The organism is Campylobacter sp. JMF_04 NA10, from assembly GCF_027737655.1.
Lineage (GTDB): Bacteria > Campylobacterota > Campylobacteria > Campylobacterales > Campylobacteraceae > Campylobacter_B.
Map to the genome: position 1 here is coordinate 94,922 of NZ_JAOVTZ010000001.1, position 22,632 is coordinate 117,553.

A 22,632-nucleotide genomic window follows, 5' to 3' on the forward strand; every position below is an offset into this window, starting at 1 on the left:
TTTTAATCCTTATTCAAATTTTCAAATCCAGCTTTTATCTTTTCATAAAGCGGAGCAAAGCTGACGCCATTTACACGCACATTTGCGATTGTAGTGATGAAATTCGTATCTCTCTCCCAGCGCGGAACTAGATGATAATGCACATGCTCGGCTATCCCAGCCCCAGCGGCGGAGCCTAGATTCATACCGATATTCACCCCCTTTGCGCCAAGACAGCCTTTTAGCACTCGCACGCCCTTTTGGACATATTCGCTCATCTCTAACCACGCTTCTAGCGGTAAATTCTCGATATTATCGGTGTGCTCGTAAGGAATCACCATAAAAGCCCCGGGATTGTATGGATATAAATTCATAAGCCCGAAGCAAAATTTAGCGCGAAATACCACGCCTACACACTTTTCTCCATTTTTTGCCTTTGCGGTTGCGCAAAATGGGCAACCGCTGCGTTTTTCGGTAAAATAATCACTTCTCCACGGAGCACAAATATATTCCATTATATCTCCTTTGTGCCATATTTTACGGCTTTTAGCGCCGCACCGACATCATCTTGGCGCATAAAACTCTCGCCGATTAAAAACGCATCGACCCCGCGCGCGCTTAATTCGAGTAGCTGTTCGTGCGAGCCTAGCCCACTTTCAGCCACGATGATTTTGCCATTTGGGATAAGCGGGATTAAATTTGCCGATAAGCTCAAATCAACCTCGAAAGTCTGCAAATTTCGGTGATTTATGCCGATTATATCAGCCCCTGCGAAAATCGCCTTTTTCAAATCATCTTTATCGTGAATTTCAAAAAGCGCTTCAAGCCCCAAATGCCTAGCAAATTCCAAAAGTCTTTTAAGCTCTTTTTGCTCCAAAGCTTTTGCGATTAATAGCACAAAATCCGCCCCATACACGAGCGCTTCTAGGATTTGATACTCATCGATTATAAAATCTTTGCGCAAAATCGGCGTGTTTGTGTAACGCCTGATTTGCGAAATGTAGCTAATATCGCCCTTAAAATAGTGTGGCTCAGTCAAAATAGAAAACGCACTCGCGCCTGATTTTTCATACTCCATAGCGATTTTAAGCGGATCGAAATCCTCTCTGATGACGCCCTTGCTAGGGCTTGCTTTTTTCACCTCTGCGATTATGCGAAGCGGATTATCCGGGGTGCTTTTTAGCGCGTTTTTCGCGTCGCGCGGTATCATGGGGTTGGCACTTAGCGTGCGACCAAGCATATCAAAGCTAAATTTTTCTTTGCGCCTAGCCAAATCCTCGCGCGTTTTTTCTAAAATTTCATCTAAAATCATTTTTGCGCCTTTATTCCGCCTGCGATTTCGCCTATTTTTTGGATATTTTTATCTATCACGCATCTCTCTATCGCGCTCACATGCCCCTTGCCCTCATCGCTAGTGTAAAACTCATCGTCTTTTATCTTGTCCATCCACTCTTTGGCTTTTTCGCACTCGCCAAGTTTATAAAACCCCCATGCTAGCGAGTCTATGTAATAAACTGAATTTGGCTCGTCTTTTAGGGCGCGCTCGACATAATCAATGCCCTTTTTGATATCTAAATCATGATCGATTAAAATATATCCGTAGTAATTCAAATGCACCGGATCTTTTAGTTTGCTAGCTATGTTTTCAAATTTCGCCACGACTTCGTTAATTTGAGCAGCTGTTTTTTTATCGCCAAAAGATTCATACAGATAAATCGCCTCGTTCGCCAAATAATCGTAATTTTCGGTTTTCGAAAACTCCTCGCGCGCTAATCTCATAGCTGTGGCGAAGTCCTTTTTCTGGGCGTAAGCGTCCATTATGAGATCTTTTTTATAATCGTATTTTTGCAAAATTTCGATGATTTTATCAAATTCCTTCATATAATAATAAATCCCAATCATATCGTCTAGGAATTTTGTATTTTTTTTGCTCTCATACAGCGCCTCATCGAGTTTGGCGACCTCAAAGTATTTTTTTTGCATGCGATACACATCAGCCAAAACCTCGCACACCATACCACTAGCGCACCCGTAAATTCGCCTATGTGTCTCCATGATACGCACCGCAGCGTCGCTACTATCAAGCCTATTTAAAAGCACATCGCTAAGGCGGATTAAATTTTCCTCTGATTTTTCCAGCTCGTAGGCCTTTTCGAAATACTGCTTGGCTAGGGCGAAATTATCCATAGCATAATATGTCGCGCCCAAAATCGAGTAATTTCTCGAATTTACCTCTAAATTTGCTAAATGAAGCGCGGTAGTGTTGGCTTTGAGTATTTCGCCCTGCCCCATATAATACCCCACTTTTACGCGCAAATACTCGCTATCATCAGCCAAAATTTTATCGCCCAAAGCTAGGTAGCGCGCCGTTGCTTTGCTATCTTTTAAGAAAAACGCAAGCTTTAAGGCTTCTAGCAAATACACCTGCGAATTTGTCTTTAAAAAGGCTTTTTCGTAAAGCTTCATTGCGCTTTGCGGGTCTTTATTGGCTAGTTCGAGCGCAGTTAGCAGATCGAAATTTAGCTCAGCCTCATCGTAAGCCTTCATCGCCTCTTTTAACTTTTGCGGTGTGGTGGCCTTTTGCGCTACATTTTCGCTAGCGTTTTTCTCGGGTACCGGCGCAGTATTTGTGATAACCGAGCTTTTATTCATATCTTTTATCGCGTCGCTTTTGGTTTCGCTAGCGCCCAAATTTAGGGTGCCAAGAGCCAAAAAAGCGGTTAAAATTTTACCCCAATACATTCTTTCTCCAATTCATCTTTATGCTCTTTGAAATATTCCCAAAATGGAAAGGTTCTACATTGATTTGGTCTGTATTCATAAATCCCGCAGTTTCGGTGCTTTTCGTCGAAAAACACACACGCCATACCGTCAAGGTATGGTTTTTCTTTTATGCTAAATTTATTCCCAACTCGCTGCAAAAATACGCGGATAAAATTTGCCTTATCTATCCCCATAAATTCGCTGAGTTTCTCGATTTCTGCGTCATTTATCCAAATATATCCGCTCTCGCCCGTGCAACACTTGCCGCCGCAGCTTTCGCAGGCGCTACTATCGAAGGTATAGTCAAACTCACTCAATATCGACACTTTCTAAATTGGCTTTTTCATAAATTTTAGCCGTTATTTTACTTTTTTCACCATTAAGAAATGTATAAATCGGCGCACAAATTTCACAAAGCGAGTGCGAACTTTTTTGCGCCAAAAAAAGTGCGAGTTTGGCGGGCTTGTTTTCGTTGGGATAGATGAAAGCAAGCTTTGTCAAATTTAGCTTATAGTTTTGCAAAATTTCGCAAATTTGCGCGATTTTGCCAGCCTCGTAGCAAAAAATCAGCGCGCCTTTTGGCTTTAAATGAGTGTTGCTAACACGCACGAAATCGCTAAGGCTTAGGCTTGTGGCGCTTTTGCTTAGCGCGATGTGCGAATTTTGGCTAGTTAGGATTTTTTCCCTGTAAAATGGCGGATTTGAAACGATTAAATCAAATCTTTGCTCGCTTTTAAAATTTGCGAAATTTTCGTGCAAAATTTGCGCTTGCAATGAATTTTGCTCGCAATTTTTACGCAAAATTTCTAAATTTTGCTCTTGGATTTCAAGCAAGCTTAAATCTAAATTTGGAAAATCCCGCTTCAACATCAGCCCCAAAATCCCGCACCCTGCCCCAACATCTAAAATTTTAAGAGATTTTGTGGCGCGAGAGTTAAGCCAGTTTTCGCAGATAAAATTCCATAAAAAAATGGTATCGCTGGTGTAGCGATACCCACTTTTTAGCTGGAAAAGTCTCATAAATGCAGATTTTCTACGATTGTGTGAGCGTGGTTGAAGGCTACGACGATCGAACCGCCGTTTCTGGTGATCAAATCTCCACCCACAAAAAGCCCTTTTGTGGCTGTTTCACACCTCTCATCGACGCTTGGCACGCCGTTTTCGTCGAATTCTACGCCACATTTTTTAAGGAAATCCACAGGGCTCGTGCCACCGATTGCATAGATTATGCGATCATAAACTAACTCCATACCGTTTGTGAATTTCACTAGCACCTTGCCACTTTCGTTTTCTAGCGCTTCGATATCAAGGCCAAGGCGCAGGATAATGTCGCCATTTCTAGCCTCTTTTTTGATATCTTCTTCGTTGATTTCATTTAACCTTGTAAAACTCTCTTTGCGGTAGCATAGGGTAACGGTGTTTGTTTTGCATAGCGAGAGTGCGTATTCGGCGGCTGAGTTGCCACCGCCCACGACTAGGACTTTCTCATTGACGCTACATTTATCGAGATTGAAATTTACTTTTTGTGTAATTGATGGCGGGATTTTGTAGCTTGGTTTGTTTGGTTTGCCCATACGACCGATTGAGATGATGACATTGCGCGCCACAAATCCAGCTGAGGCTGTGGTTATGCAAAATAGCCCATCGTCCTTTTTCTCGACCTTTTCGACCTCGCTGTTGAAGTAAATATCGATATCGCCGTGATCTAGCAAGCTATCGAAATAATCCAACACGCTCTCTTTCGTGCCAGTCTCGAAGCTAATCGTGCCCTTTGTTTCGCTATCCATGCCCTTGTATTCTTTATCTACGCGTTTTTTGTCTTTGTAAAATTGTCTGATTGTTTGAGAGTGATTATCGCCTTTTTCTAGCAAAAGCACCTTGGCTACGCCTTTTCTTTTGGCCTCGACCACGGCCGCGATTCCGCAAGGACCGCCACCGATGACAACTACATCATAAACATTTATCATTTTTTTCCTTTGTGTTAAATTTTACAACCTTTGATTATAATCAAAATTTATTTATAAATGGTAAAAATTATTAAAATTTTAAAGATTTAATTAGTCTGTTTTATTTTTACCCAAAACTTAGCCCAAAAATGCTAAATTTAGAAAAAATTTAAAGGAAAATAATGATTTTAGCCATTGAAAGTAGCTGTGATGACAGCTCGATTGCTGTGCTAAACAGCTCGAATTTCGCATTAGAGTTTTACGAAAAAATCTCCCAAGAACTCGAACACTCCAAATACGGCGGTGTCGTGCCAGAACTAGCTGCTAGGCTTCATACGCAAGCCCTTCCTAACATTTTAGAGCGCGCAAAGCCCTTTTTTGGCTCTCTTAAAGCCGTCGCCGTAACGCACGCACCGGGCCTTAGTGTGAGTTTGATAGGGGGTGTGAATATGGCAAAAACTCTTAGCCTTGCGCTAAATTTGCCACTAATTGGCGTAAATCACCTAATTGGGCATATTTATTCGCTATTTTTGGACAAAGAAGCAGAGTTTCCGCTTGGGGTTTTGTTAGTAAGTGGCGGGCATACGATGATTCTTGATATTGACGCCCAGGGCGTAATCAGCGTGCTTGCAAGCACTAGCGATGATAGCTTTGGCGAGACATTTGACAAATGCGCCAAAATGCTAGGACTTGGCTATCCAGGCGGCGCGATAATCGAAAATTTAGCCAAAAATGGCAAGCCAAAATTTAGCTTTCCAGTGCCTTTAAAGGGCGATAAACGCCTACAATACAGCTTCTCAGGCCTTAAAAATGCCGTTCGAGTGCAAATCGAAAAACTATCGCAAAATGGCGAACTAGCGGGGCAAGATAAGTGCGATATCGCCTACGCCTTTCAAAAAAGTGCTTGCGAGCATATCATGGATAAACTCTCGCGGGTCTTTGATGAGCGCAAATTTAGGCGTTTTGGCGTCGTGGGTGGGGCTAGTGCGAATACGCATTTGAGGCAAAATTTGGCAAATTTATGCGACGCGCACGAGTGCGAACTTTTATTTGCGCCACTGAAATTTTGCTCGGATAATGCTGCGATGATAGCTAGGGCTGGGCTCGAAAAATACCGCAACCACGACTTCATTGCACCGCAAAATTTGCAAATTATCCCAAGTTTAAATTTAAACTCCGCATTTGAGTGAAATTTAAATTTTAAAAATCGTTCAATCCTAAATTTAAGTAGAATTTTGCTCTAAATTTTACTGGATTGCTTTGCTTTGCTCGCAATGACAGCGAATTTAGCGTAAGGAATTTTAAATTTCGATTTCATACTCGATTGGATCTTTTACGCCGGCTTTTGCAAAGCCATTTAGGCGTAATCGACAGCTATCGCACACGCCACAAGCCTTGTGCGAGTTTGTGTAACAGCTCCAAGTAAGCCCCAAATTTACGCCATTTTCAAGCGCACGCGCCACAATCTCGCCCTTGTTTAAATGCACCAAAGGCGTTTTAATCTCCACGCTAAAATTCGGCGAAGTGCCCGCATTTATCGCGCTTTGCATTTTTGCGATAAATTCCGCCGTGCAATCAGGATATCCGCTACTATCCTCCTGCACCACGCCGATGAAAATCGCCTCACACCCCTCACGCTCGGCAAGCGCGCCCGCGATACTCAAAAACACGCCGTTTCGAAACGGCACATAGGTGTTTGGGATCTCGTTTTTGTCGATATTTGCGCCCTTTCGCACACTAAGGCTCGTATCTGTAAGCGAGTTTGCGCCGATTTGCGCGATAAATCTAGCATCCAGCGTGTATCGCCTCGTAACGCCCAAATCATCACAAATTCGCAAGAAACTCTCCCGCTCCTTCGCCTCCGTTCTCTGTCCGTAATCAAAATGCAGCGCAACTACCTCGTAGCCCCTATTTTTGGCGATATACGCACAGGTCGTGCTATCCATACCGCCACTGATGATACATAAAGCTTTTTTCAAATTTAATCCTTTTTTGGTAGAATTATAGGCAAATTTTGATTTAAAGGGCTTGAAATTGATACTTTGTGAAGAAAATTACCCAAAAATTTTGGACGAAATTTTAACTACGCTTAGCGCAGGCGCGGTCGAGCTAGTCTTCGTGCGAAGCGAGGAAATGCGCGAAATCAACAAAAGCGCGCGTGGGGTAGATAAAACCACCGATGTGCTTAGTTTTCCGCTCGAAATTGTGCCAGGTGGTGCGAATACTGCCCCGATAGGCTCTGTTGTGATAAATTTGGATTTAGTAGAGCAAAAAGCGTTAGAATTTTCACACTCAAATAACGATGAAATCGCGCTTTTATTCACACACGGACTTTTGCATATTTTGGGTTTTGATCACGAAATTGATAACGGGCAAATGCGCGAAAAAGAGTGCGAAATCATCGCTAAATTTAATCTTCCAAAAAGCCTGATTGTGCGCACAGATGAAATTTAAGAAAAATTAATCGGATCCATATCAATCTCAACGGGCAAATGCGCTAAAAGTGCGCCAGCCTTTAAAAGTGGCGTGTGCGTGCTAGCTCGAAGCAGTATTTCGTAGCGAAATTTGCCCGCAATCAGCGCAATTCCAGCCTTGCCGTGCCCTATGATTTGCAAATTGGCTAGTTTTCTGGCTTTTAGCGCGCCGTGCAAAATTTCAAGCCCGCTAGCGCAAATTTTAGCCGCCTCTGCCTCGTTTTTATGCGAGATTAAAACACGCAAAAGCCTAGTGTATGGCGGATACAGCGGATCTCGATCCTCGCTTTCTTCTTCTAAAAACGCGTCATAATCCTGCAAAAAATCCTCAAAAAACACCCTTTGCAGAGTCTGTATCACGACCCTGCCTTCGCCCTTTCTACCGGCTCTGCCTGCTACTTGCATGCCAAGGGCTAGGGTCTTTTCACGCGCCCTAAAATCAGGGTAATTCAAATGCTCATCAATCCCCATAATCACCGCCAAATCCACACCATGGTAATCATGCCCCTTGCTAAGCATTTGCGTGCCTACCAAAATGTCGATTTTATGGGCGTTAAAATCGTTTAGTAGAGTTTCTAGCTTTCTTTGGGTCGTAATCTCATCGCGGTCAAATTTAGCGATTTTTGCCTCAGGGAAATTTGCTTTTAGCTCCTTTAAAAGCTCGCTCGTGCCCATTTTTTTGGCCTCGCTTACACTTTTGCCACATTTAGCGCAAGGCTGTTTGTAAAACGCGCTGTATCCGCAATAATGGCATTTTAGCGCCTTTTCCTTTTCGTGATAGCTCATACCCACCGAGCAAAACGGGCATTTGATAATCTCGCCACAACTCTTGCAAACCATATATTTGAAATTTGCGCGTGTGGGCAAAAATACCACCACTTGGCGATTTGCGCCTAGACTTGCGCTGATTTCTTTTTTTATTTTGGGCGTGAGAGCTGTTTCGCTCTCGTCGTAAATGTAGCGTTTGTGCGTGGCGTGATAGGTGCCTTTGAGCCTGAAATTTGGCTGTTTCGCAAAGCTCGTAAGAGAGGGCGTGGCTGAGCCAAGCACGGTTTTAACGCCACATTTGTGCGCGGCAAAAATCGCGAGATCTCGGGCATTTATGCGTGGAGTGGAGGCTGATTTGTAGCTATCATCGTGCTCCTCATCGACGATAATCGCGCCAAGGTTATGAAACGGCAAAAACAGCGCCGAGCGCGCGCCTGCGATAAGGCGAATTTTGCCTGCGAAAAAATCGGCTAAAATTTGGCGTTTTTTAGCGGGGGTAATTTTGGAGTGCCACACGCCAAGAGCCTCGCCGAAATACCCTTGCAAGCGCTTCGTCATTTGCGGTGTGAGCGAGATTTCTGGCATTAAAAATAGCGCTTGTTTGCCAGAGTTTAAAATTTCTGCTATGAGCGAGATATAAACCTCGCTTTTGCCACTTCCCGTATCGCCAAAAATCAGCGAAACGGCGTTTTGTTTGGCAAAATTTAGAGCTTTTGTCTGCTCTGGGGTCAAATTTGGCGTTTTTGTGAAATTTGGCTTTTCGCAAGGCGCGCAATTTATGCTCGAATTTGGCTCAAAAACCCCAAACGCCACGCCGATTTCGCAGATATAAAAATGCGAAATAAACTGCGCTAATTCCACCTGAAACGGCGTGAAATTTAGGGGCAAAATTTCGCTGATTTCTTTCGTGCAAAACTCGGGTTTTGGCACTTCGCGCAAAACTACACCGCGTTTTTGGGCGTTTTTTACGGAAATTTGGACTATTTGGTATGGTGAAATTTGTGAATTTGAAAAATAGGTAAGCGGTTTTAGTCTTGCCCCTAAAACCGCGATTTCATAGTAATACAAGCTTATTCTGCTAATGTTTGGCAAGTTGGTTTTGAGTGGTCACAATCAAATGTGCCAGCCTTGTGAGTAGCGTCTGCTGTTTGATAATATGTAAAATCAACGCAGTTGCCAGCTACACACGCTTCATAAGTTTTATTTCGTGTTTTAACTTTCCAGCCGTTTTTGCCAGTGCTTGCAGTTAGGTCATTTTGCAAAACATTACCAAACATATCAGAGCCACTGCTGTTTAAATCAGGCCATGCACTCTTGCCTTTTAATTGCTCTTCGCCTCTTTTTAGCGAAATTCCACTTCTAATCGAAGCCAAATCGCCTCTCATTTTTGCGACCGTAGCGTCATCTCTGGTCATAGCTAGTCTAGGCACAGCAACACCTGCTAAAATGCCGAGCACAACGATAACAAAAATCAACTCAATCATAGTAAATGCGTTTTTCATATTAAATCCTTTGATTTAAAATAGATTTAAGTATAGCTAAAATTAAATTAAGCTAGCTTTAAATTATTTTAAGCTAGCGATTTTTTGCGCAAATTTTACTCTCTGCCCTTGCGAAATTTCAAACTCTAAAAATTCCTTTTCGGCAATCATCACTATCGTAGAGCCAAGCTCGAAATTTCCGATATGTTCGCCCTTTTTAAAGCTCACGCCCTCGCCATAATCGAATTTATTATAATCAAAGTTCAAAATTTCCCTAGCCTTATCGTTAGCCTTAGCATTAGTTTGAATCCTCTCATCGAAGTCAAATTTCATCTTGCCTACATTTAGCGCCCCTACAAAAACCAGCCACAAAAGCCCGCCATTGCTCATTTTGCACAGCAGTACCACGCGCTCGTTTTTGGCATAAAGATTTGGCACTTTTAGCAGATATTTTTTTGCCACGCTGTGAAGCTCGCCCGGGATATATAGCGCACCAATGACGCTAAGATCGCATGGAGCGTGATAATGATGATAGTCTTTTGGGCTTAGATAGATGTTTGCGTATGTCAAATCCGCCGACATTTTAAAATCTCTGGAAGTTTTCATATCATCTAAATTTAGCAAACTAATAAAAATTTCTGAATTTTGCTTTTGCAAATCCCCAGCCCAAGATTTAAGCCCCAAAAGCTCCCAAATATCGTATTTATGCCCCTTTATGCTAAACGCGCTAAAATCACTCGTGCGCCCACACTCAAAAATCACTCCATCGCTCGGGCTCAAAAACGCGCTAGGCTCTGCGCAAATTTCACGCTCCCTCACTAAACGCCTCGTAAATAGCGCATTTAGGCTATCATAATCACCAGCACTTTTAAACTCGCTCATATCAATCTCAAAAGCGTCGATATATTTTTGATTTATAAACTTCTGCACAGGGCGCGGAAATTTTACCCCAGCCACAGCCCCAAAACAGCGTGAAATTAGCTTTTTCATCACTCTCTCCTTAGTCTTAGTAGCGCGATTTCTGCGTCGGCAAAAATCCTCATCGGAGGCCCCCAAAATCCAGCCCCACTGCTCACATAAATTTGCTTCGCTCCGTCATTATATAGCCCATGGACATATTTTTGATCGAGTGCTACAAGCAGGCTAAATGGGAAAATTTGCCCGCCGTGCGTGTGCCCGCAAATACACAAATCCACCTCATCTTTTACATGTAAATTTATAAATTTTGGCTGATGAGCGAGCAAAATTTTAGGTTTATTTGGATCTGCCATTTTTAGGGCTGCCCTGAAATTCGGCTCTAATTCATTAAATCTCACACCGCTTAAATCGTGCGTGCCAAGCAGATTTATCCCCATAAACTCCACGCTCTCGTTTTGCAAAACCCTCACGCCCTCGCGCTCCAAAGCTTCGATTAAGCCCTTCGCGCCTCTGTAATACTCGTGATTTCCTGTCACGAAAAACACAGGCTTTTTTAGTTCGCGCAAAGGCTCCAAAATATCGCCTAGCTCGTGAGAACGCAAATCAAACATATCGCCCACGATACACACGCCGTCGTGGCTGGTAGCGTTTATCTGCGCTACGATAGTCTGCAAAAAATCTTTTTTCAAAAACTCGCCCAAGTGTATGTCGCTCACCACTGCCAAATTCAGATCCTGGCTTAGATTTTTGATTTTGATATCGACCTCGTTGATTTTCGGAGTTTTAAGCGCGTTGTAAAAGCCCTTAAAAAGGTAGCTAAACGCCATTATTACGAAGGTTACATCTACGCAAATTTTAATAAATTTGCGCCTACTCTCGCTAAATTTGGCAAATTTTGCACTCACATTTAAAATATCATAGGCTAGGCACAAAAAGAAAAGCGAAAAGCTACTAGCCACGCAAACGACGCAAATTTTGTATAAAATTTCATCTTTTAGTGCGCCGACAAAAACGCTTCTAGTAAAAAACATACCCTCGAAAATCACCAAAAATAGGCAAAAAACTATCAAAAACGGCTTTATTTTTTTGAATTTATCATAAATTTCAAACCTAGCTGAGATTGATTTGTAAATGTATAAATTCAAAAAAACAAAGAGCGTCGTGGCTATAATCGGAAAAATATATGGGATTTTCACTCTTACTCCAAATCAGATAAATTTTTCTAATTTTTCTCTATCAAAGCCCGAAATTTCGCCGTCTTTATCGACCAAAAGCGCGCCAGATTTTTTAAATTTCGTAATCGTGCGAGAAAATGTCTCGGGGGTGATATTTAAAATTTTGGCGATTTTAATGTGTTTTGAGCTGGTAAAAATATCAAAATTTTCGATGATAAACTTTGATATTTTTGCCTCGCTAGGTAGCACGACGCTGTTTTCAAACGCAAATTCTAGCGCCCTTAACTTCGCCGAAATTGATTTTATAATGCTAATGCAAATCTCAGGCTCACTCAAAAATTCTTCGACAAATTTTTCATAATCTATTTTTAAAACCTCGCCACCGCTAGCAAAGCGCGCGCTGGCTGGATAGGGGATATTTTCGAAATTTACAGCCTCAGCCACGAAAGACATCGGGCGGATTTCGTGGATATAGATCTCCTTGCCACTAGGAGCTGTTTTATAAATCTCGATTGTGCCTTTAAGCAAGATGATTAAATGAGAGCTTGTATCGCCCTCATAAAATAAAATTTCTCCCTTTTTAAAAGCCTTTTTGCTACTAATCTGCGCTAATCGCTCGATTTTGGCCTCATCAAGCCCCATAAAAAAATGGATAAATTTCAAAATTTCCATATTATTTTTTTAACAAATCCCTGATTTCGCTTAGAAGTTTGATATCTTCGCTAGGCTCAGCTGGGGCCTCAGGCTCGGCTGGTTTTTCTTTTTTAAGCTTGTTAATCGCCTTAATAGCGCAAAAAATACAAAATGCGATAATGATAAAATCAACCGCTGTTTGGATAAACGAGCCGTAATTTATCGTCACGGCTGGTGTTTCGCCCACAGCCTCTTTTAAAACGATTTTTAAATCGGTAAAATTCATACCACCTGTGATAACTCCGACGATTGGCATAATGACATCGCTTACTAGCGAAGTTACGATCTTGCCAAAGGCTCCACCGATGACCACACCCACTGCCATATCGATGACATTGCCTTTCATTGCGAATTCTTTGAATTCTTGAATAAAGCTCATTAAAAGCCTCCTTTGGGAAATAAAAGGATAGATAATAACCTAATTTTGCTTACTTTTTGCTTTTTATTAGGTAGAAAAAAGTATAATGGCAAATTTTGAAATTTAATAAAGAAAAGGAAAATTTATGTATAGATTTGCGCCATCACCCACAGGCGATATGCACATTGGAAACTTACGCGCCGCGATTTTTAACTATATCCGCTCGCTTCAAGATAAAAGTGGATTTATTTTGCGTATCGAGGATACCGATACTGCCCGCAATATCGAGGGCAAAGACAAAGATATAATGGAAATTTTATCCCTTTTTGGTATCAAATGGCAAACGCTATATTATCAAAGCAAAAATTTAAAATTTCACCAAGAATTCGCCGCCAAGCTTCTGCAAGAGGGCAAGGCGTTTTGCTGTTTTTGTAGCGAAGAAGAACTTGCCGCCAAAAAAGAAAAAGCCAAAGAAAAAGGCGTAGCGTATCGCTACGACGGGACTTGCGAACATTTAAGTGACGCTGAGGTCATAGACAATCCAAAGCCATTTACAATTAGGCTTAAAAAACCAACCAGAGTTTTGAAATTCACAGACGCTATCAAAGGCGAGATTAGCTTCGAGCCCGAAAATATAGATAGTTTCGTCATTATGCGCGCCGATAAAACTCCGACATATAATTTCGCTTGCGCCACTGATGATATGTTAGAGGGTGTTACCTTCGTAATCAGGGGCGAGGATCATGTCAGTAACACCCCGAAACAAAACTGGATTAGGGAGTGTTTGGGATATACAGACGAGATTTCATACGCGCATTTGCCGATTATTTTGGGGCCTGATGGCAAGAAAATGTCCAAACGCGACGACGCAAGTAGCGTAAAATGGATGCTAGAAACTGGATTTTTGCCTGAGGCGATTGCGAATTATTTGGTTTTGCTTGGAAATAAAACCCCGTGCGAGGTTTTTAGTATCGAAGAGGCGGTGGAGTTTTTCGATATCGCTAAAATTTCAAAAGCACCTGCTAAATTTGACATCGACAAGCTTGCATTTATCAACCGAGAACACATCAAAAGAGCAAGCGCACAGCGCATTTGCGAGCTTTTTGGCGTAGATGAGAGCAAGGTAGAGTTAGTGAAATTTTACACCCAAGAATCCAGCCTAATCCCAGAAATCAAAGCGAAAATTAGCGCAATTTTTAGCCAAAAAGAAATTCCAAGCGAATTTAGCCAAAACGCTGAAATTTTGCGAAATGAAATTTTAAATTTAACCCAAATTCCAGCCGAATTTAACGAGTTAAAAACAATTCTTATGGAAAAAACTGCTCTCAAAGGCAAGGCGTTTTTTATGCCACTTAGATTGCTTCTTACAGGCGCGCCTCACGGACCAGAGCTTGGTGAGCTTTACCCACTCATAAAATCATCAATCAAGGAAATCCTAAATGCTAGCAAATAGCCTAATTTACGGCGTTTTAATCACTTTGCACTACGCCATACAAGCCTACATTTTGCTTGTGTTTGTCGCCTGCGTGCTTAGCTTCATACGCCCAAATCCGTTTAACAAATTTGTCCAAGCGATTTATAAGCTTACAACCCCGGCTTTCAAGCTCGTGCGCAGGTATATCCCAACCACGCTTGGCGGGTTTGATTTCGCCCCGCTTGTGATTTTAATCGGCCTTAGCGTGATTGATAATGCGATAATTTATGCCTTACAAAGGAGTGTTTTTTGAAAATTTTATTTAAATTTAGCCTAGCGGTGGCACTTTGCGCGAGTTTTGCCACAGCAAATGTCAAAAGCTACGAAGAGATAAAAAACGAGCCAAAATCTTTGGCGAAAGATTATTACATTTACCGCCTAGCCACTGAGACCAAATATGATAAAAACGAGCTAAAAGCCCTTAGAAAGGCTGGAATTTACCGCTATCGTGGCAAGATAAAAAAGGAACTTGATAAAATTTTAGGCGCGTTTAAGGCTCTGCCAAAGCCAGATAAGTGCGCAGGTGTAACGAGCGCAAATATACTAGACGCGAATTTAACCTGCCAAAAGGCTAGAAGTTATCCAGCATTTGTGGCAAAGCTAAGCCCCAAAACTCGCTCGGCGTTAATTAGCAAATTTGAAAATAGCGGAAATTTGGGCGCGATGAGTGCGATAAATTTGTTAAAAGGCTTTAATTCAGGCTCGCCGGCGCAGTATTTTAAAGAGAGCGGTCATGCGCAAAATTATTTTTCATATTATCAATTCAAGGGCGATGAGAGCTTGCTAAACATAAACGCAAGCCCCGCTTTTATCACAGATATGGCGCAACTCTCTGGCTTTAAAAGCGTGCTTGAAGATGCTGTAATCAAGCGCAAATATCCAAATTTGCGCCAATCCATGCTAGGAATTAATCCGCAAAAAGTGGATAAAGAAATCGCGTTTTTGCTCGGCGTAAATGCTCTAACTTATGGCGATGAGGCGCAGGCTTTGGCGTATTTTAGGCGCGCAGCAGCTACGATAGAGAGCGTGCATAACTCGCACAATGCGAAATTTTGGGTCTATTTGCTAAGTAAAGACGAAAATATCTTGCGCGAGCTTGCCAAAAGCAACTATTATAGCCTCTATTCGCTCTACGCAAAGGAAATTTTGGGCGATAAAAGCCTAAATATCATAAATCCAACCCCAGCGCGCGATAAAATTTCAAACTATGATATCAAAAACCCATTTAACTGGGTTCGCACCAAGGCCAAAGCCGATAAAATGGGCAAAGCAGAGCTTTTGGAGTTTGCGAAGAAATTCGATACAAAAGAGAGCCTTGGCGAATGGGCGTATATAATGAATAAAGCTAATGGCGGGCGCGATAACTACTATCTAACGCCATTTATGGAGCATATTGGCACTACTGATTTGCACCGCCAAGCGCTGATTTTAGCCCTTGGCCGCCAAGAATCACGCTTTATCCCAAGCGCGGTTTCAACATCGTATGCGCTTGGTATGATGCAGTTTATGCCATTTGTGGCAAACGATATCGCCAAAAAGCAGGTTAGTATCGAGGGTTGGGATCAAGATATGATGTTTGATCCAAAAATCGCCTATAAATTCGCCAATATCCACATCGATACACTCGAAACCAAGCTACTTAGCCCCGTTTTTATCGCATACGCATACAATGGCGGACTAGAATTTACGAGCAAGCTTCTAAAACGCGCAGATTTGTTTAATATGGGCAAATACGAGCCATTTTTGAGTATGGAGCTAGTAACATTTGCTGAGAGCAGGGATTATGGCAAGAAGGTTTTGGCAAATTATGTGATTTATTCGCATATTTTAAACCCAAATTCAAAGGTAAGCGTGCGTGAGGAGCTAGATAAGCTCTTAATCCCAAGCAAGAGTGATAAAATTCGCTAAATTTAACCAAATTTAGCGAATTTATTAAAATTCAAAATTTGGCGAAATTTAAAATTTCGCCAAATTCACTAACTTTCCAATCCGCTTTTGCACGCTTCTAGCGAACCGCTTTTAAAGCCTTTGTAAAACCACTCTTTTCTTTGTGCGCCACTTCCATGCGTGAAAGAATCCGGCACCACATACCCACGAGCCTTTTTTTGCAAGGTATCATCGCCTATCATCGTAGCGGCATTTAGCGCCTCTTCCAAGTCGCCATCTTCTAAAATTTTGTATTGATAATGTCCCCAAATACCCGCCAAACAATCGGCTTGAAGCTCCACTCTAACCTGAATCGCGTTTGCCCCAGCTTCGTTTGTTCTAGCCTTTAATTTATCGGCGTTAGATAAAATTCCTAGCAGGTTTTGCACATGGTGTCCCACTTCGTGCGCGATGACATAGCCTTGCGCGAAATCGCCCGCCGCGTGGTGTTTTTTCGCCAAATCAGAGAAAAAATCCGTATCCAAATAAATCCTAGTATCAGCCGGGCAATAAAATGGCCCAACTTGCGAGCTAGCATACCCGCACCCGCTTCTTGTCGCGCCGTGAAATAAAAGCAGTCTTGGCTCAGAGTATTTCGCGCCGTATTTCGCAAAAATCGCACCCCAAACATCTTCGGTTTGGCGCAAAACGGTAGAGACGAAATCCTTGGCTTCCTGCGCTGCTTCGTTGTTTTCAAATTTACTAGCCGCAGCTCCACCGCCAGTAGAGGTGAAATTTAGCAAATTTAGCGGATTATAACCCATAAACGCCGCCACAACGCCGAGAGCTAGGACGATTCTGCCAAATTTCGTTTTTACCAAAAATTTCACCACAGGAATCAAAAGCGCGAGATTTACTCCGCCTCCGCCACCACCGCTACTAGCCCTCATATCGTCGATATTTGAGCTTTTATTTCCGCCACGCCATTTCATTTTTTATCCTTCAAATTTGAATTTCTGAAATTTTATCACAAATTTTATTTCTAGCAAAATTTGCGCCCGCTCTAATCATCGAGTTTGAGCTTAGGGTGCCAATACATCGACTTTGAGACCTTGCGAAATTTCACGCTCGCATTTAGGTCGTTTGAGGTCGTAAAGCTAAGCACGAGATCATCTTTTTGCGTTTTTGGCGCGCTGATTTTGTAGCGATTCGACCACGCGATTTTAAAAACCTCTTTGCTAGCTAGTTCGCTCTCATCGGCGATTAGCTCCACGCTGACATTTTCGTCGCTTCCATTTACGCGCACATTTTTGATCTCAATCTCTTTTGGATACGAGGTTAGTAAAAAAAACTCATCTTCTCTTTCGTTGCGAATCTCAGGCATTGTGGGGTTTAGATATGTCGCCACGCCCAGATATCTATCGCCCTCTTTGACGCTTTCGAATTTTTGCGTATATGCCATAAACTCGTTTTTGACCGGGTCGTGAGGGACTTTTTCTTTGTTAGCGCACGAGCAAATTCCTAGCGCAAACAGCCCTAAAATCAGAGTGTGCGCAAATTTTAAAATAGTTAAATTTTGCATTTTTCTTCCTTTAAATTTTGGCGTATATTATCAAATTTTGCTTTTTAAAAGGCTAAATTTGATACAATCAAGGTTTTTTAAGGGAGAGAGATGAAAAGACTAGCCATTGCGTTTTCAGGTCCGTCAAACACCGGCAAAACAACGCTAATTTGCAAGGTAGCGCAAATTTTTATCGAGCAAAATTTAAAGGTTGCTATCGTCAAACACGACCCCAAAGACAAGGCCAAATTTGACACCGAGGGCAAGGATAGCGCGAAATTTAGCGCGGTTGGCGCAGATGTAGCGGTCGTAAGCCCTACGCGCACGACATATTTTTTGAAACAAATGCGAAATTTAGACGAGATTATCGCTGGATTTGGTGATTTTGATATTTTGATTGTGGAGGGTCTAAAAACACTGCCCTTGCCACGAATCAGCCTATTTAGGGACAAAATCGACGAGGCGTATTTGCCGTTTTCGCAGGCCATTGCGACAAATTTGCCAAAAGCGCAAATGGATAAATTTTGCCCCGTAAATTTCGACATAAACGACGCGCAAAGTATCGCAAAATGGATACTTGATAATGCTAAAAAAGTTTAAAAAGGAGAGAGTATGCAAGAAATCGTAAAAACAATAGAAAAAATCGCCGTTTTAATCAGCGAAGAGCTAAAATACGCTGATTTTGGCTACGCTAGCACGCAAAATTCCACCGGCGACACACAGCTTAAACTCGATGTGCTAAGCGATATGATAATCGAGCGCGAATTTCGCGGCGTAGAGTGCGTAAAGGCGCTAATTAGCGAAGAAAAAGAGGAAATGCTAAGCATTAATGAAAACGGCAAATTTATAGTAGCTTACGATCCGCTCGACGGATCTAGCCTAGTGGATGTAAATTTCGCCGTGGGCTCGATTTTTGCGATTTATGAGGGCGAAATTTCACCAAGCTCATTGCGCGGGGCAGTGTATAGCGTCTATGGCCCTAGAATCGAGCTTTGCGTATGTTTAGGCGATACTCCGAAGCTATACAGGCTTGGCAGGGAGGGCAAATTTGCCTTCGCAAAAGAGCTAATTTTAAACGAAAAAGGCAAACTAAACGCCACGGGAGCGACGCAAAAAGGTTGGAGCGATACGCACAGAGTGCTCGTAAGAACGCTATTTGACGAAGGTTATCGCCTCCGATACTCAGGTGCCATGGTCAGTGACCTGCACCAAATTTTGCTAAAAGGCGGCGGACTATTTAGCTACCCTGCCACGAGCGATCACCCAGCAGGCAAGCTTCGCATGGCGTTTGAAGTGTTGCCGTTTGCCTATATCTACGAGCGTGCTGGCGGTGCTACTAGCGACGGAAAAAACAATTCACTTTTAGAGCTTGAAATTTCAAAAATTCACCAAACCACACCGTGTTTTTTCGGCTCGAAATATGAAATTTCAAAAATGCACGAAATTTATCAAAGCGAAAAATAATGTCAGAAAATAACCAAGAACGCGATATTTTCGAGCAAATTTTAGACAAAAATTTAGCCATTTTGCAAGATTGCCAAGCGCAAAATGGCTTGCAAAGTTGTAGTCAGTGCGAAAAAATCCTAGACTGCCAAACGCGCGATAAGTATGTCAAGGCCGTGTTTGAGAGCATGTCCAAAGGTAGCACTGGCGATTTTGAATTTTAAATTTTAATTTCACACTAAAAATTTAAAGGAAATTGATGAACGCCTTTATAAACGGCATTTTAATGGGCTTTGGTGTGAGTGTGCCAATCGGTCCGATTAATGTTTTGATTATGTCTTATGCGCTGCAAAGCTACACAAAAGCCCTTTGTTTGGGGCTTGGCGCGATGAGTGCGGATATGGCTTATCTCGCCCTTAGCGCATTTGGGATTTCGCAACTTGCCAAAATTCCGCTTGTATTTGCGATTATTTCGGCGTTTGGGGCGTGTTTTTTGCTATACATTGCGTATGGAATTTACAAAAGTGCGCGCAACACACCTGAAATCAAAAGCGTCGAGCTTGGCTCTCACGCCAAAATTTACTCAAAAGGTTTTTTTCTAAATTTGCTAAATCCTTATGTGATTATGTTTTGGCTCAGTGTCTCTGCTAGCGTGAGTAGCGAAAATTTCGCTCTCTCACTGCTGGGGCTTTTTGTAGCGATTTTATCGTGGATTACGCTTTTTCCGCTTGTGATCTATAAAAACAGAGCGCGCCTGCCAGATAGCGTAGCTAGGGCATTTGCTTACATTTCTACGGCGATTTTGGTGTTTTATGCTGCAAAACTTCTTTGGGGAGTGGTGAAAAATTTAATCGCTTAAATTTAAGCGATTAAATTTTGAAGCGATTATCTATCTGTCTTTAAAATATCGACCAAAACGCCGTCAAATTCGTCTTGTTTATACATTTTTATCTCTTTGACGACGCTAGCGTTATCGTCCGTGATGACGCGGTTATTTACCAAAGTATCCTCGATGAGTTTGAAAACAAAAGCGTGGTTGCTGATATCTGCCATTTGGCTTTTAAAGCCCATAGATAGGCACACAGGGCCTTCTATGCGCACGCCACGCAAATCTTTGGCGACATACAAATTCGCGATTGTGCGAACCATTTTTTTCGCCATTTGCGCGTGTTCAGATGAGTTTATGACATCGTTTAGTCCGAAATTTTCCATTAAAAGCGGAATTTTCACCCTAGCTAGGATTCCTAATTTTTCGTCACTGCAACTTTTGCGCAAAAACGAAATTCTCACCTTGCACGGGATTTTTGTGTTTTTCTTGCGCACGGCTACTGGCGTGAAATACTGCGCGCTTTTGCTCTGCGACTTAGCGGCAGCTGTTTTCGAGCCCTCGTAAATTTCTTGCAAGGTTTTATTTTTGGACGCTAGGTTAAATTTCGGCTTACTTTTGACCGATTTTTTTGTAGCGCTTTGCAAATCCTGCTCCATGCTAGCCTCGCCAGTGATTCCAGCACTCGCGGCTGATTTGGCTCCCTCGCGCAAAATAGATAAGAAATTTGCCTTGATTTTTTCGATTTGTTCTGGGCTTAGGCTCATTTTGTCATTGAGGCTCTCTACGCCAAATTGTCTTGGGAGGAAATTTATGATTTTTTTATCTCGCCCTACTATGCGCACGCGCCCTTTTACCGAGTCTTTGAGCGTATATTCGCTACCTTCGATTAACTCTTTTATCAACTCTTTTGGGGTTAATTTTTTGTTTTCACTCATTTTCAAACACCACTTTATTAAATTTATTTATAAAATCCAAAGGATTCACACTCACACCATTTATAGCAATCCCAAAGTGCAAATGTGGCCCACTCACGCGCCCGCTAGCACCGCTTAGCCCTAGCTTATCGCCACCGCCTATTTTATCACCTACTTTTACCAAAATTTTACTTAAATGATAATACTGCGAATACACGCCAGCACCATGGTCTATCACCACAGAGCCACCAGCGTAATATCTGTCCTTTGCTATCACGACCACGCCCTCGCCCACACTATGCACATCTGTGCCCATAGCAGCGCGATAATCCGTGCCTGAGTGGTAGCTTTTCAGCTCGCCATTAAAGGTGCGCGCATTGCCAAATGCAGATGTAATTTTAGCATTTGAAGGTAATAAAAAAGGTTTTTGTAATAAAATTTTTGGCGTAGTTTTAGCGTAAATTTTGTTTGCTTCGGCTAGTTCGCGCTCTATACGAGCTTTGGCCTCTTTTGGCGGTTTTACCTTAGACGGAGCGACAGAAAATGCCTCGCTTTTGTAATCGCCTTTGATTAAATTTATAATCTCGGTTGTGGTTTTGCCATCTTGGGTGATTTTGAGTTTGATATCGTTTTTGGCTCTGTAATTTGCAGCGATGATTGCAATTTTTTCATCACTACCCAGTGAATTTACGAGGGGAATTTTTTTGCCATTTGCTAAAATTTCACTCGTGTTTTTGTTAAATTTCAAAACAATTGCTTCACCATTTACTATCGATAAAGCAAAAATTTTAACCGCGCATAATGCTAAAATCGCCAAAATTTTCATTATTTTCCCAAAAATTTGTTATTTTTCATCAATTTTTTGTTAAAAATTAGCTAAAAAAAATGAAATTGCTGTTATAATAACTAAATTTCTATTTTAAAAGGATTAAACATATGAAAAAATTTTTATTAATTGCTTCATTTGTAGTTTCTAGTTTTTTGCACGCTGATGTCGTAGCAAATCAAGAAGTCATCGCAGCGACTAATGTTATGAGATCATTTGGCGCATCTAGCGGTTTCCATGTAGATCAAAAATATCTACAAGGCGCAAAAGCAGTAGCGATCCTAACAGATGTCAAACGCCTAGCAGCTGGCGCTTCTATCCAATACGGCGATGGAATTTTTAGCGTAAAAAATGCTGATGGCACATGGAGTGCTCCGATTTTCATCAAATACAAAGGCTTTGGCGTAGGCATCCAAGCAGGATACGAAACAAGCGATGTTGTGCTACTTTTCCACACAACTAAATCTTACCAAGATGTATTCACAGGTGCTGATACACTAGAAGTAAGCGCTGGTGCAGCATTTGGCGGACACGGTGCGAAAGCTGGTCGCGCTACTGATTTACCTGATATTTCAGCATGGATTGCAACCCCAGGCGAGCAAACAGGCTTATATGCTGGCGTAACAATCGATAGCGGTCGCATCACAATCGATGATCAACTAACAAACGATTATTATGAGAGAATTTACGCTTACGAGGATATTTTAAACGATTCTCCACGCAACACAGAACACACTAAAAACCTAAAAAATGTTCTTTATAAATACCTAACAATGGGCAATGTCCGCTCAGCTAAAAATGTAGGCGCAAATTACGAGTTTGCAAAAATCGAGAAAAAATACGCTGATGGCAAACCAATCGTTTCTGACCGCCCTTACAAAAAAAGCGCAAAAGCAAGCAAAACTCAAACAAAAAAATAATTTCTCAAATTTAGGCTCTCGCTAAGGGAGCCTAAAATTCATTAAATTTATCTATGAAATTTCACACTAAACAACAAATCGTTTAAATTTAATCAAATTTTCAAAAATTCTGCCAAATTTAACCTATTTTTTATATATATATGAATAAAATACAAGTTCGTGTCTCGTTAGCTCAGTTGGTAGAGCATCTGACTCTTAATCAGAGGGCCGCAGGTTCGAAGCCTGCACGGGACACCACCAAATT

General features: G+C 41.9%; 27 protein-coding genes and 1 tRNA gene. 11 read left to right on the forward strand and 17 right to left on the reverse strand.

From position 1 onward, the window contains the following. Nucleotides 1-2: 2 nt before the first annotated feature. The 6 genes from OFO12_RS00470 to OFO12_RS00495 are packed head-to-tail and all read right to left on the reverse strand — an operon-like array spanning nt 3 to nt 4,709. A complete protein-coding gene (locus tag OFO12_RS00470; protein WP_270869072.1) occupies nt 3-494 on the reverse strand; it encodes an HIT family protein in 492 nt (163 codons plus the stop codon). Beyond that, nucleotides 494-1,291, reverse strand: coding sequence for an indole-3-glycerol phosphate synthase TrpC (trpC, locus tag OFO12_RS00475; protein ID WP_270869073.1), 798 nt, complete (start codon nt 1,289-1,291; stop codon nt 494-496). Before trpC ends, OFO12_RS00470 begins: the two co-directional genes overlap by 1 nt. Continuing rightward, nucleotides 1,288-2,721, reverse strand: a complete 1,434-nt coding sequence (locus OFO12_RS00480; RefSeq protein ID WP_270869074.1) for a tetratricopeptide repeat protein — start codon at nt 2,719-2,721, stop codon at nt 1,288-1,290. The genes trpC and OFO12_RS00480 overlap by 4 nt, the downstream gene beginning before the upstream one ends. After that, nucleotides 2,700-3,062, reverse strand: coding sequence for a YkgJ family cysteine cluster protein (locus tag OFO12_RS00485; protein ID WP_442868081.1), 363 nt, complete (start codon nt 3,060-3,062; stop codon nt 2,700-2,702). Before OFO12_RS00485 ends, OFO12_RS00480 begins: the two co-directional genes overlap by 22 nt. Next, a complete protein-coding gene (locus tag OFO12_RS00490) occupies nt 3,052-3,762 on the reverse strand; it encodes a tRNA1(Val) (adenine(37)-N6)-methyltransferase (protein ID WP_270869075.1) in 711 nt (236 codons plus the stop codon). The genes OFO12_RS00485 and OFO12_RS00490 overlap by 11 nt, the downstream gene beginning before the upstream one ends. Further along, nucleotides 3,759-4,709 carry an NAD(P)-binding domain-containing protein gene (locus OFO12_RS00495; RefSeq protein ID WP_270869076.1) on the reverse strand — a complete coding sequence of 317 codons (951 nt, stop codon included), beginning with the start codon at nt 4,707-4,709 and terminating at the stop codon, nt 3,759-3,761. Before OFO12_RS00495 ends, OFO12_RS00490 begins: the two co-directional genes overlap by 4 nt. Nucleotides 4,710-4,870: 161 nt before the next feature. Between OFO12_RS00495 and tsaD the strand changes: the two genes are divergently transcribed. Beyond that, nucleotides 4,871-5,878, forward strand: a complete 1,008-nt coding sequence (tsaD, locus tag OFO12_RS00500; protein WP_270869077.1) for a tRNA (adenosine(37)-N6)-threonylcarbamoyltransferase complex transferase subunit TsaD — start codon at nt 4,871-4,873, stop codon at nt 5,876-5,878. A gap of 111 nt (nt 5,879-5,989) precedes the next feature. Here the strand turns inward: tsaD and queC are convergent, their stop codons facing one another. After that, nucleotides 5,990-6,667, reverse strand: coding sequence for a 7-cyano-7-deazaguanine synthase QueC (gene queC / locus OFO12_RS00505; RefSeq protein WP_270869078.1), 678 nt, complete (start codon nt 6,665-6,667; stop codon nt 5,990-5,992). Between the two features lie 55 nt (nt 6,668-6,722). On the opposite strand from queC, the gene ybeY reads away from it, so the two are divergent. Continuing rightward, complete coding sequence (ybeY, locus tag OFO12_RS00510; protein ID WP_270869079.1) at nt 6,723-7,142, forward strand: rRNA maturation RNase YbeY; 420 nt, start codon at nt 6,723-6,725, stop codon at nt 7,140-7,142. On the opposite strand, the gene OFO12_RS00515 is transcribed toward ybeY, so the two are convergent. From OFO12_RS00515 to mscL, 6 genes are all read right to left on the reverse strand, one after another. Further along, on the reverse strand, nt 7,139-9,013 hold the full coding sequence (locus OFO12_RS00515; RefSeq protein WP_442868082.1) for a primosomal protein N': 1,875 nt from the start codon (nt 9,011-9,013) through the stop codon (nt 7,139-7,141). The genes ybeY and OFO12_RS00515 overlap by 4 nt on opposite strands. Next, the gene (locus OFO12_RS00520; RefSeq protein ID WP_270869081.1) at nt 9,001-9,432 is read right to left on the reverse strand and encodes a type II secretion system protein; all 432 of its coding nucleotides are present in this window, start codon (nt 9,430-9,432) and stop codon (nt 9,001-9,003) included. The genes OFO12_RS00515 and OFO12_RS00520 overlap by 13 nt, the downstream gene beginning before the upstream one ends. Nucleotides 9,433-9,495: 63 nt before the next feature. Further along, a complete protein-coding gene (gene asd, locus OFO12_RS00525) occupies nt 9,496-10,401 on the reverse strand; it encodes an archaetidylserine decarboxylase (protein WP_270869082.1) in 906 nt (301 codons plus the stop codon). Then, the gene (locus OFO12_RS00530) at nt 10,401-11,525 is read right to left on the reverse strand and encodes a metallophosphoesterase (protein ID WP_270869083.1); all 1,125 of its coding nucleotides are present in this window, start codon (nt 11,523-11,525) and stop codon (nt 10,401-10,403) included. Before OFO12_RS00530 ends, asd begins: the two co-directional genes overlap by 1 nt. Nucleotides 11,526-11,537: 12 nt before the next feature. Beyond that, entirely contained in the window at nt 11,538-12,176 is a 639-nt protein-coding gene (locus OFO12_RS00535; RefSeq protein WP_270869084.1) for a Crp/Fnr family transcriptional regulator, read from the reverse strand. Nucleotide 12,177: 1 nt separating this feature from the next. Further along, nucleotides 12,178-12,576, reverse strand: coding sequence for a large-conductance mechanosensitive channel protein MscL (gene mscL, locus OFO12_RS00540; protein WP_270869085.1), 399 nt, complete (start codon nt 12,574-12,576; stop codon nt 12,178-12,180). Between the two features lie 124 nt (nt 12,577-12,700). Between mscL and gltX the strand changes: the two genes are divergently transcribed. Genes gltX through OFO12_RS00555 form a run of 3 tightly spaced genes read left to right on the forward strand, consistent with a single transcriptional unit; the run spans nt 12,701 to nt 15,937 of the window. Continuing rightward, nucleotides 12,701-14,008, forward strand: a complete 1,308-nt coding sequence (gene gltX / locus OFO12_RS00545) for a glutamate--tRNA ligase (RefSeq protein ID WP_270869086.1) — start codon at nt 12,701-12,703, stop codon at nt 14,006-14,008. Further along, on the forward strand, nt 13,995-14,282 hold the full coding sequence (locus OFO12_RS00550; protein WP_270858206.1) for a YggT family protein: 288 nt from the start codon (nt 13,995-13,997) through the stop codon (nt 14,280-14,282). The genes gltX and OFO12_RS00550 overlap by 14 nt, the downstream gene beginning before the upstream one ends. Next, entirely contained in the window at nt 14,279-15,937 is a 1,659-nt protein-coding gene (locus OFO12_RS00555) for a transglycosylase SLT domain-containing protein (RefSeq protein WP_270869087.1), read from the forward strand. Before OFO12_RS00550 ends, OFO12_RS00555 begins: the two co-directional genes overlap by 4 nt. 68 nt (nt 15,938-16,005) lie before the next feature. On the opposite strand, the gene ypfJ is transcribed toward OFO12_RS00555, so the two are convergent. Both ypfJ and OFO12_RS00565 read right to left on the reverse strand, forming a co-directional pair. Continuing rightward, nucleotides 16,006-16,887, reverse strand: a complete 882-nt coding sequence (gene ypfJ, locus OFO12_RS00560) for a KPN_02809 family neutral zinc metallopeptidase (protein WP_270869088.1) — start codon at nt 16,885-16,887, stop codon at nt 16,006-16,008. A 71-nt stretch (nt 16,888-16,958) separates the two neighbouring features. Next, a complete protein-coding gene (locus OFO12_RS00565; RefSeq protein ID WP_270869089.1) occupies nt 16,959-17,477 on the reverse strand; it encodes a hypothetical protein in 519 nt (172 codons plus the stop codon). A gap of 90 nt (nt 17,478-17,567) precedes the next feature. Here OFO12_RS00565 and mobB point away from each other — a divergent pair, with 90 nt between their 5' ends. From mobB to OFO12_RS00585, 4 genes are read left to right on the forward strand one after another with little or no spacing between them, the layout of a single operon-like run. Next, a complete protein-coding gene (gene mobB, locus OFO12_RS00570) occupies nt 17,568-18,056 on the forward strand; it encodes a molybdopterin-guanine dinucleotide biosynthesis protein B (protein ID WP_270858210.1) in 489 nt (162 codons plus the stop codon). Nucleotides 18,057-18,068: 12 nt separating this feature from the next. After that, on the forward strand, nt 18,069-18,920 hold the full coding sequence (locus tag OFO12_RS00575) for a class 1 fructose-bisphosphatase (RefSeq protein ID WP_270869090.1): 852 nt from the start codon (nt 18,069-18,071) through the stop codon (nt 18,918-18,920). Further along, the gene (locus tag OFO12_RS00580; protein WP_270858212.1) at nt 18,920-19,123 is read left to right on the forward strand and encodes a hypothetical protein; all 204 of its coding nucleotides are present in this window, start codon (nt 18,920-18,922) and stop codon (nt 19,121-19,123) included. The genes OFO12_RS00575 and OFO12_RS00580 overlap by 1 nt, the downstream gene beginning before the upstream one ends. A 35-nt stretch (nt 19,124-19,158) precedes the next feature. Further along, entirely contained in the window at nt 19,159-19,758 is a 600-nt protein-coding gene (locus tag OFO12_RS00585; protein ID WP_270869091.1) for a LysE family translocator, read from the forward strand. Between the two features lie 26 nt (nt 19,759-19,784). Here the strand turns inward: OFO12_RS00585 and OFO12_RS00590 are convergent, their stop codons facing one another. Both OFO12_RS00590 and OFO12_RS00595 read right to left on the reverse strand, forming a co-directional pair. Then, nucleotides 19,785-20,663: a hypothetical protein gene (locus tag OFO12_RS00590; RefSeq protein WP_270869092.1), complete on the reverse strand. Its 879-nt coding sequence runs from the start codon at nt 20,661-20,663 to the stop codon at nt 19,785-19,787. Next, nucleotides 20,656-21,468, reverse strand: a complete 813-nt coding sequence (locus tag OFO12_RS00595; RefSeq protein ID WP_270865123.1) for a M23 family metallopeptidase — start codon at nt 21,466-21,468, stop codon at nt 20,656-20,658. The genes OFO12_RS00590 and OFO12_RS00595 overlap by 8 nt, the downstream gene beginning before the upstream one ends. Nucleotides 21,469-21,578: 110 nt before the next feature. Here OFO12_RS00595 and OFO12_RS00600 point away from each other — a divergent pair, with 110 nt between their 5' ends. After that, entirely contained in the window at nt 21,579-22,388 is an 810-nt protein-coding gene (locus OFO12_RS00600; RefSeq protein ID WP_270869093.1) for a lipid-binding SYLF domain-containing protein, read from the forward strand. A gap of 161 nt (nt 22,389-22,549) precedes the next feature. Beyond that, nucleotides 22,550-22,625 (forward strand) — tRNA-Lys (locus OFO12_RS00605). The last annotated feature ends 7 nt before the right edge of the window (nt 22,626-22,632 follow it).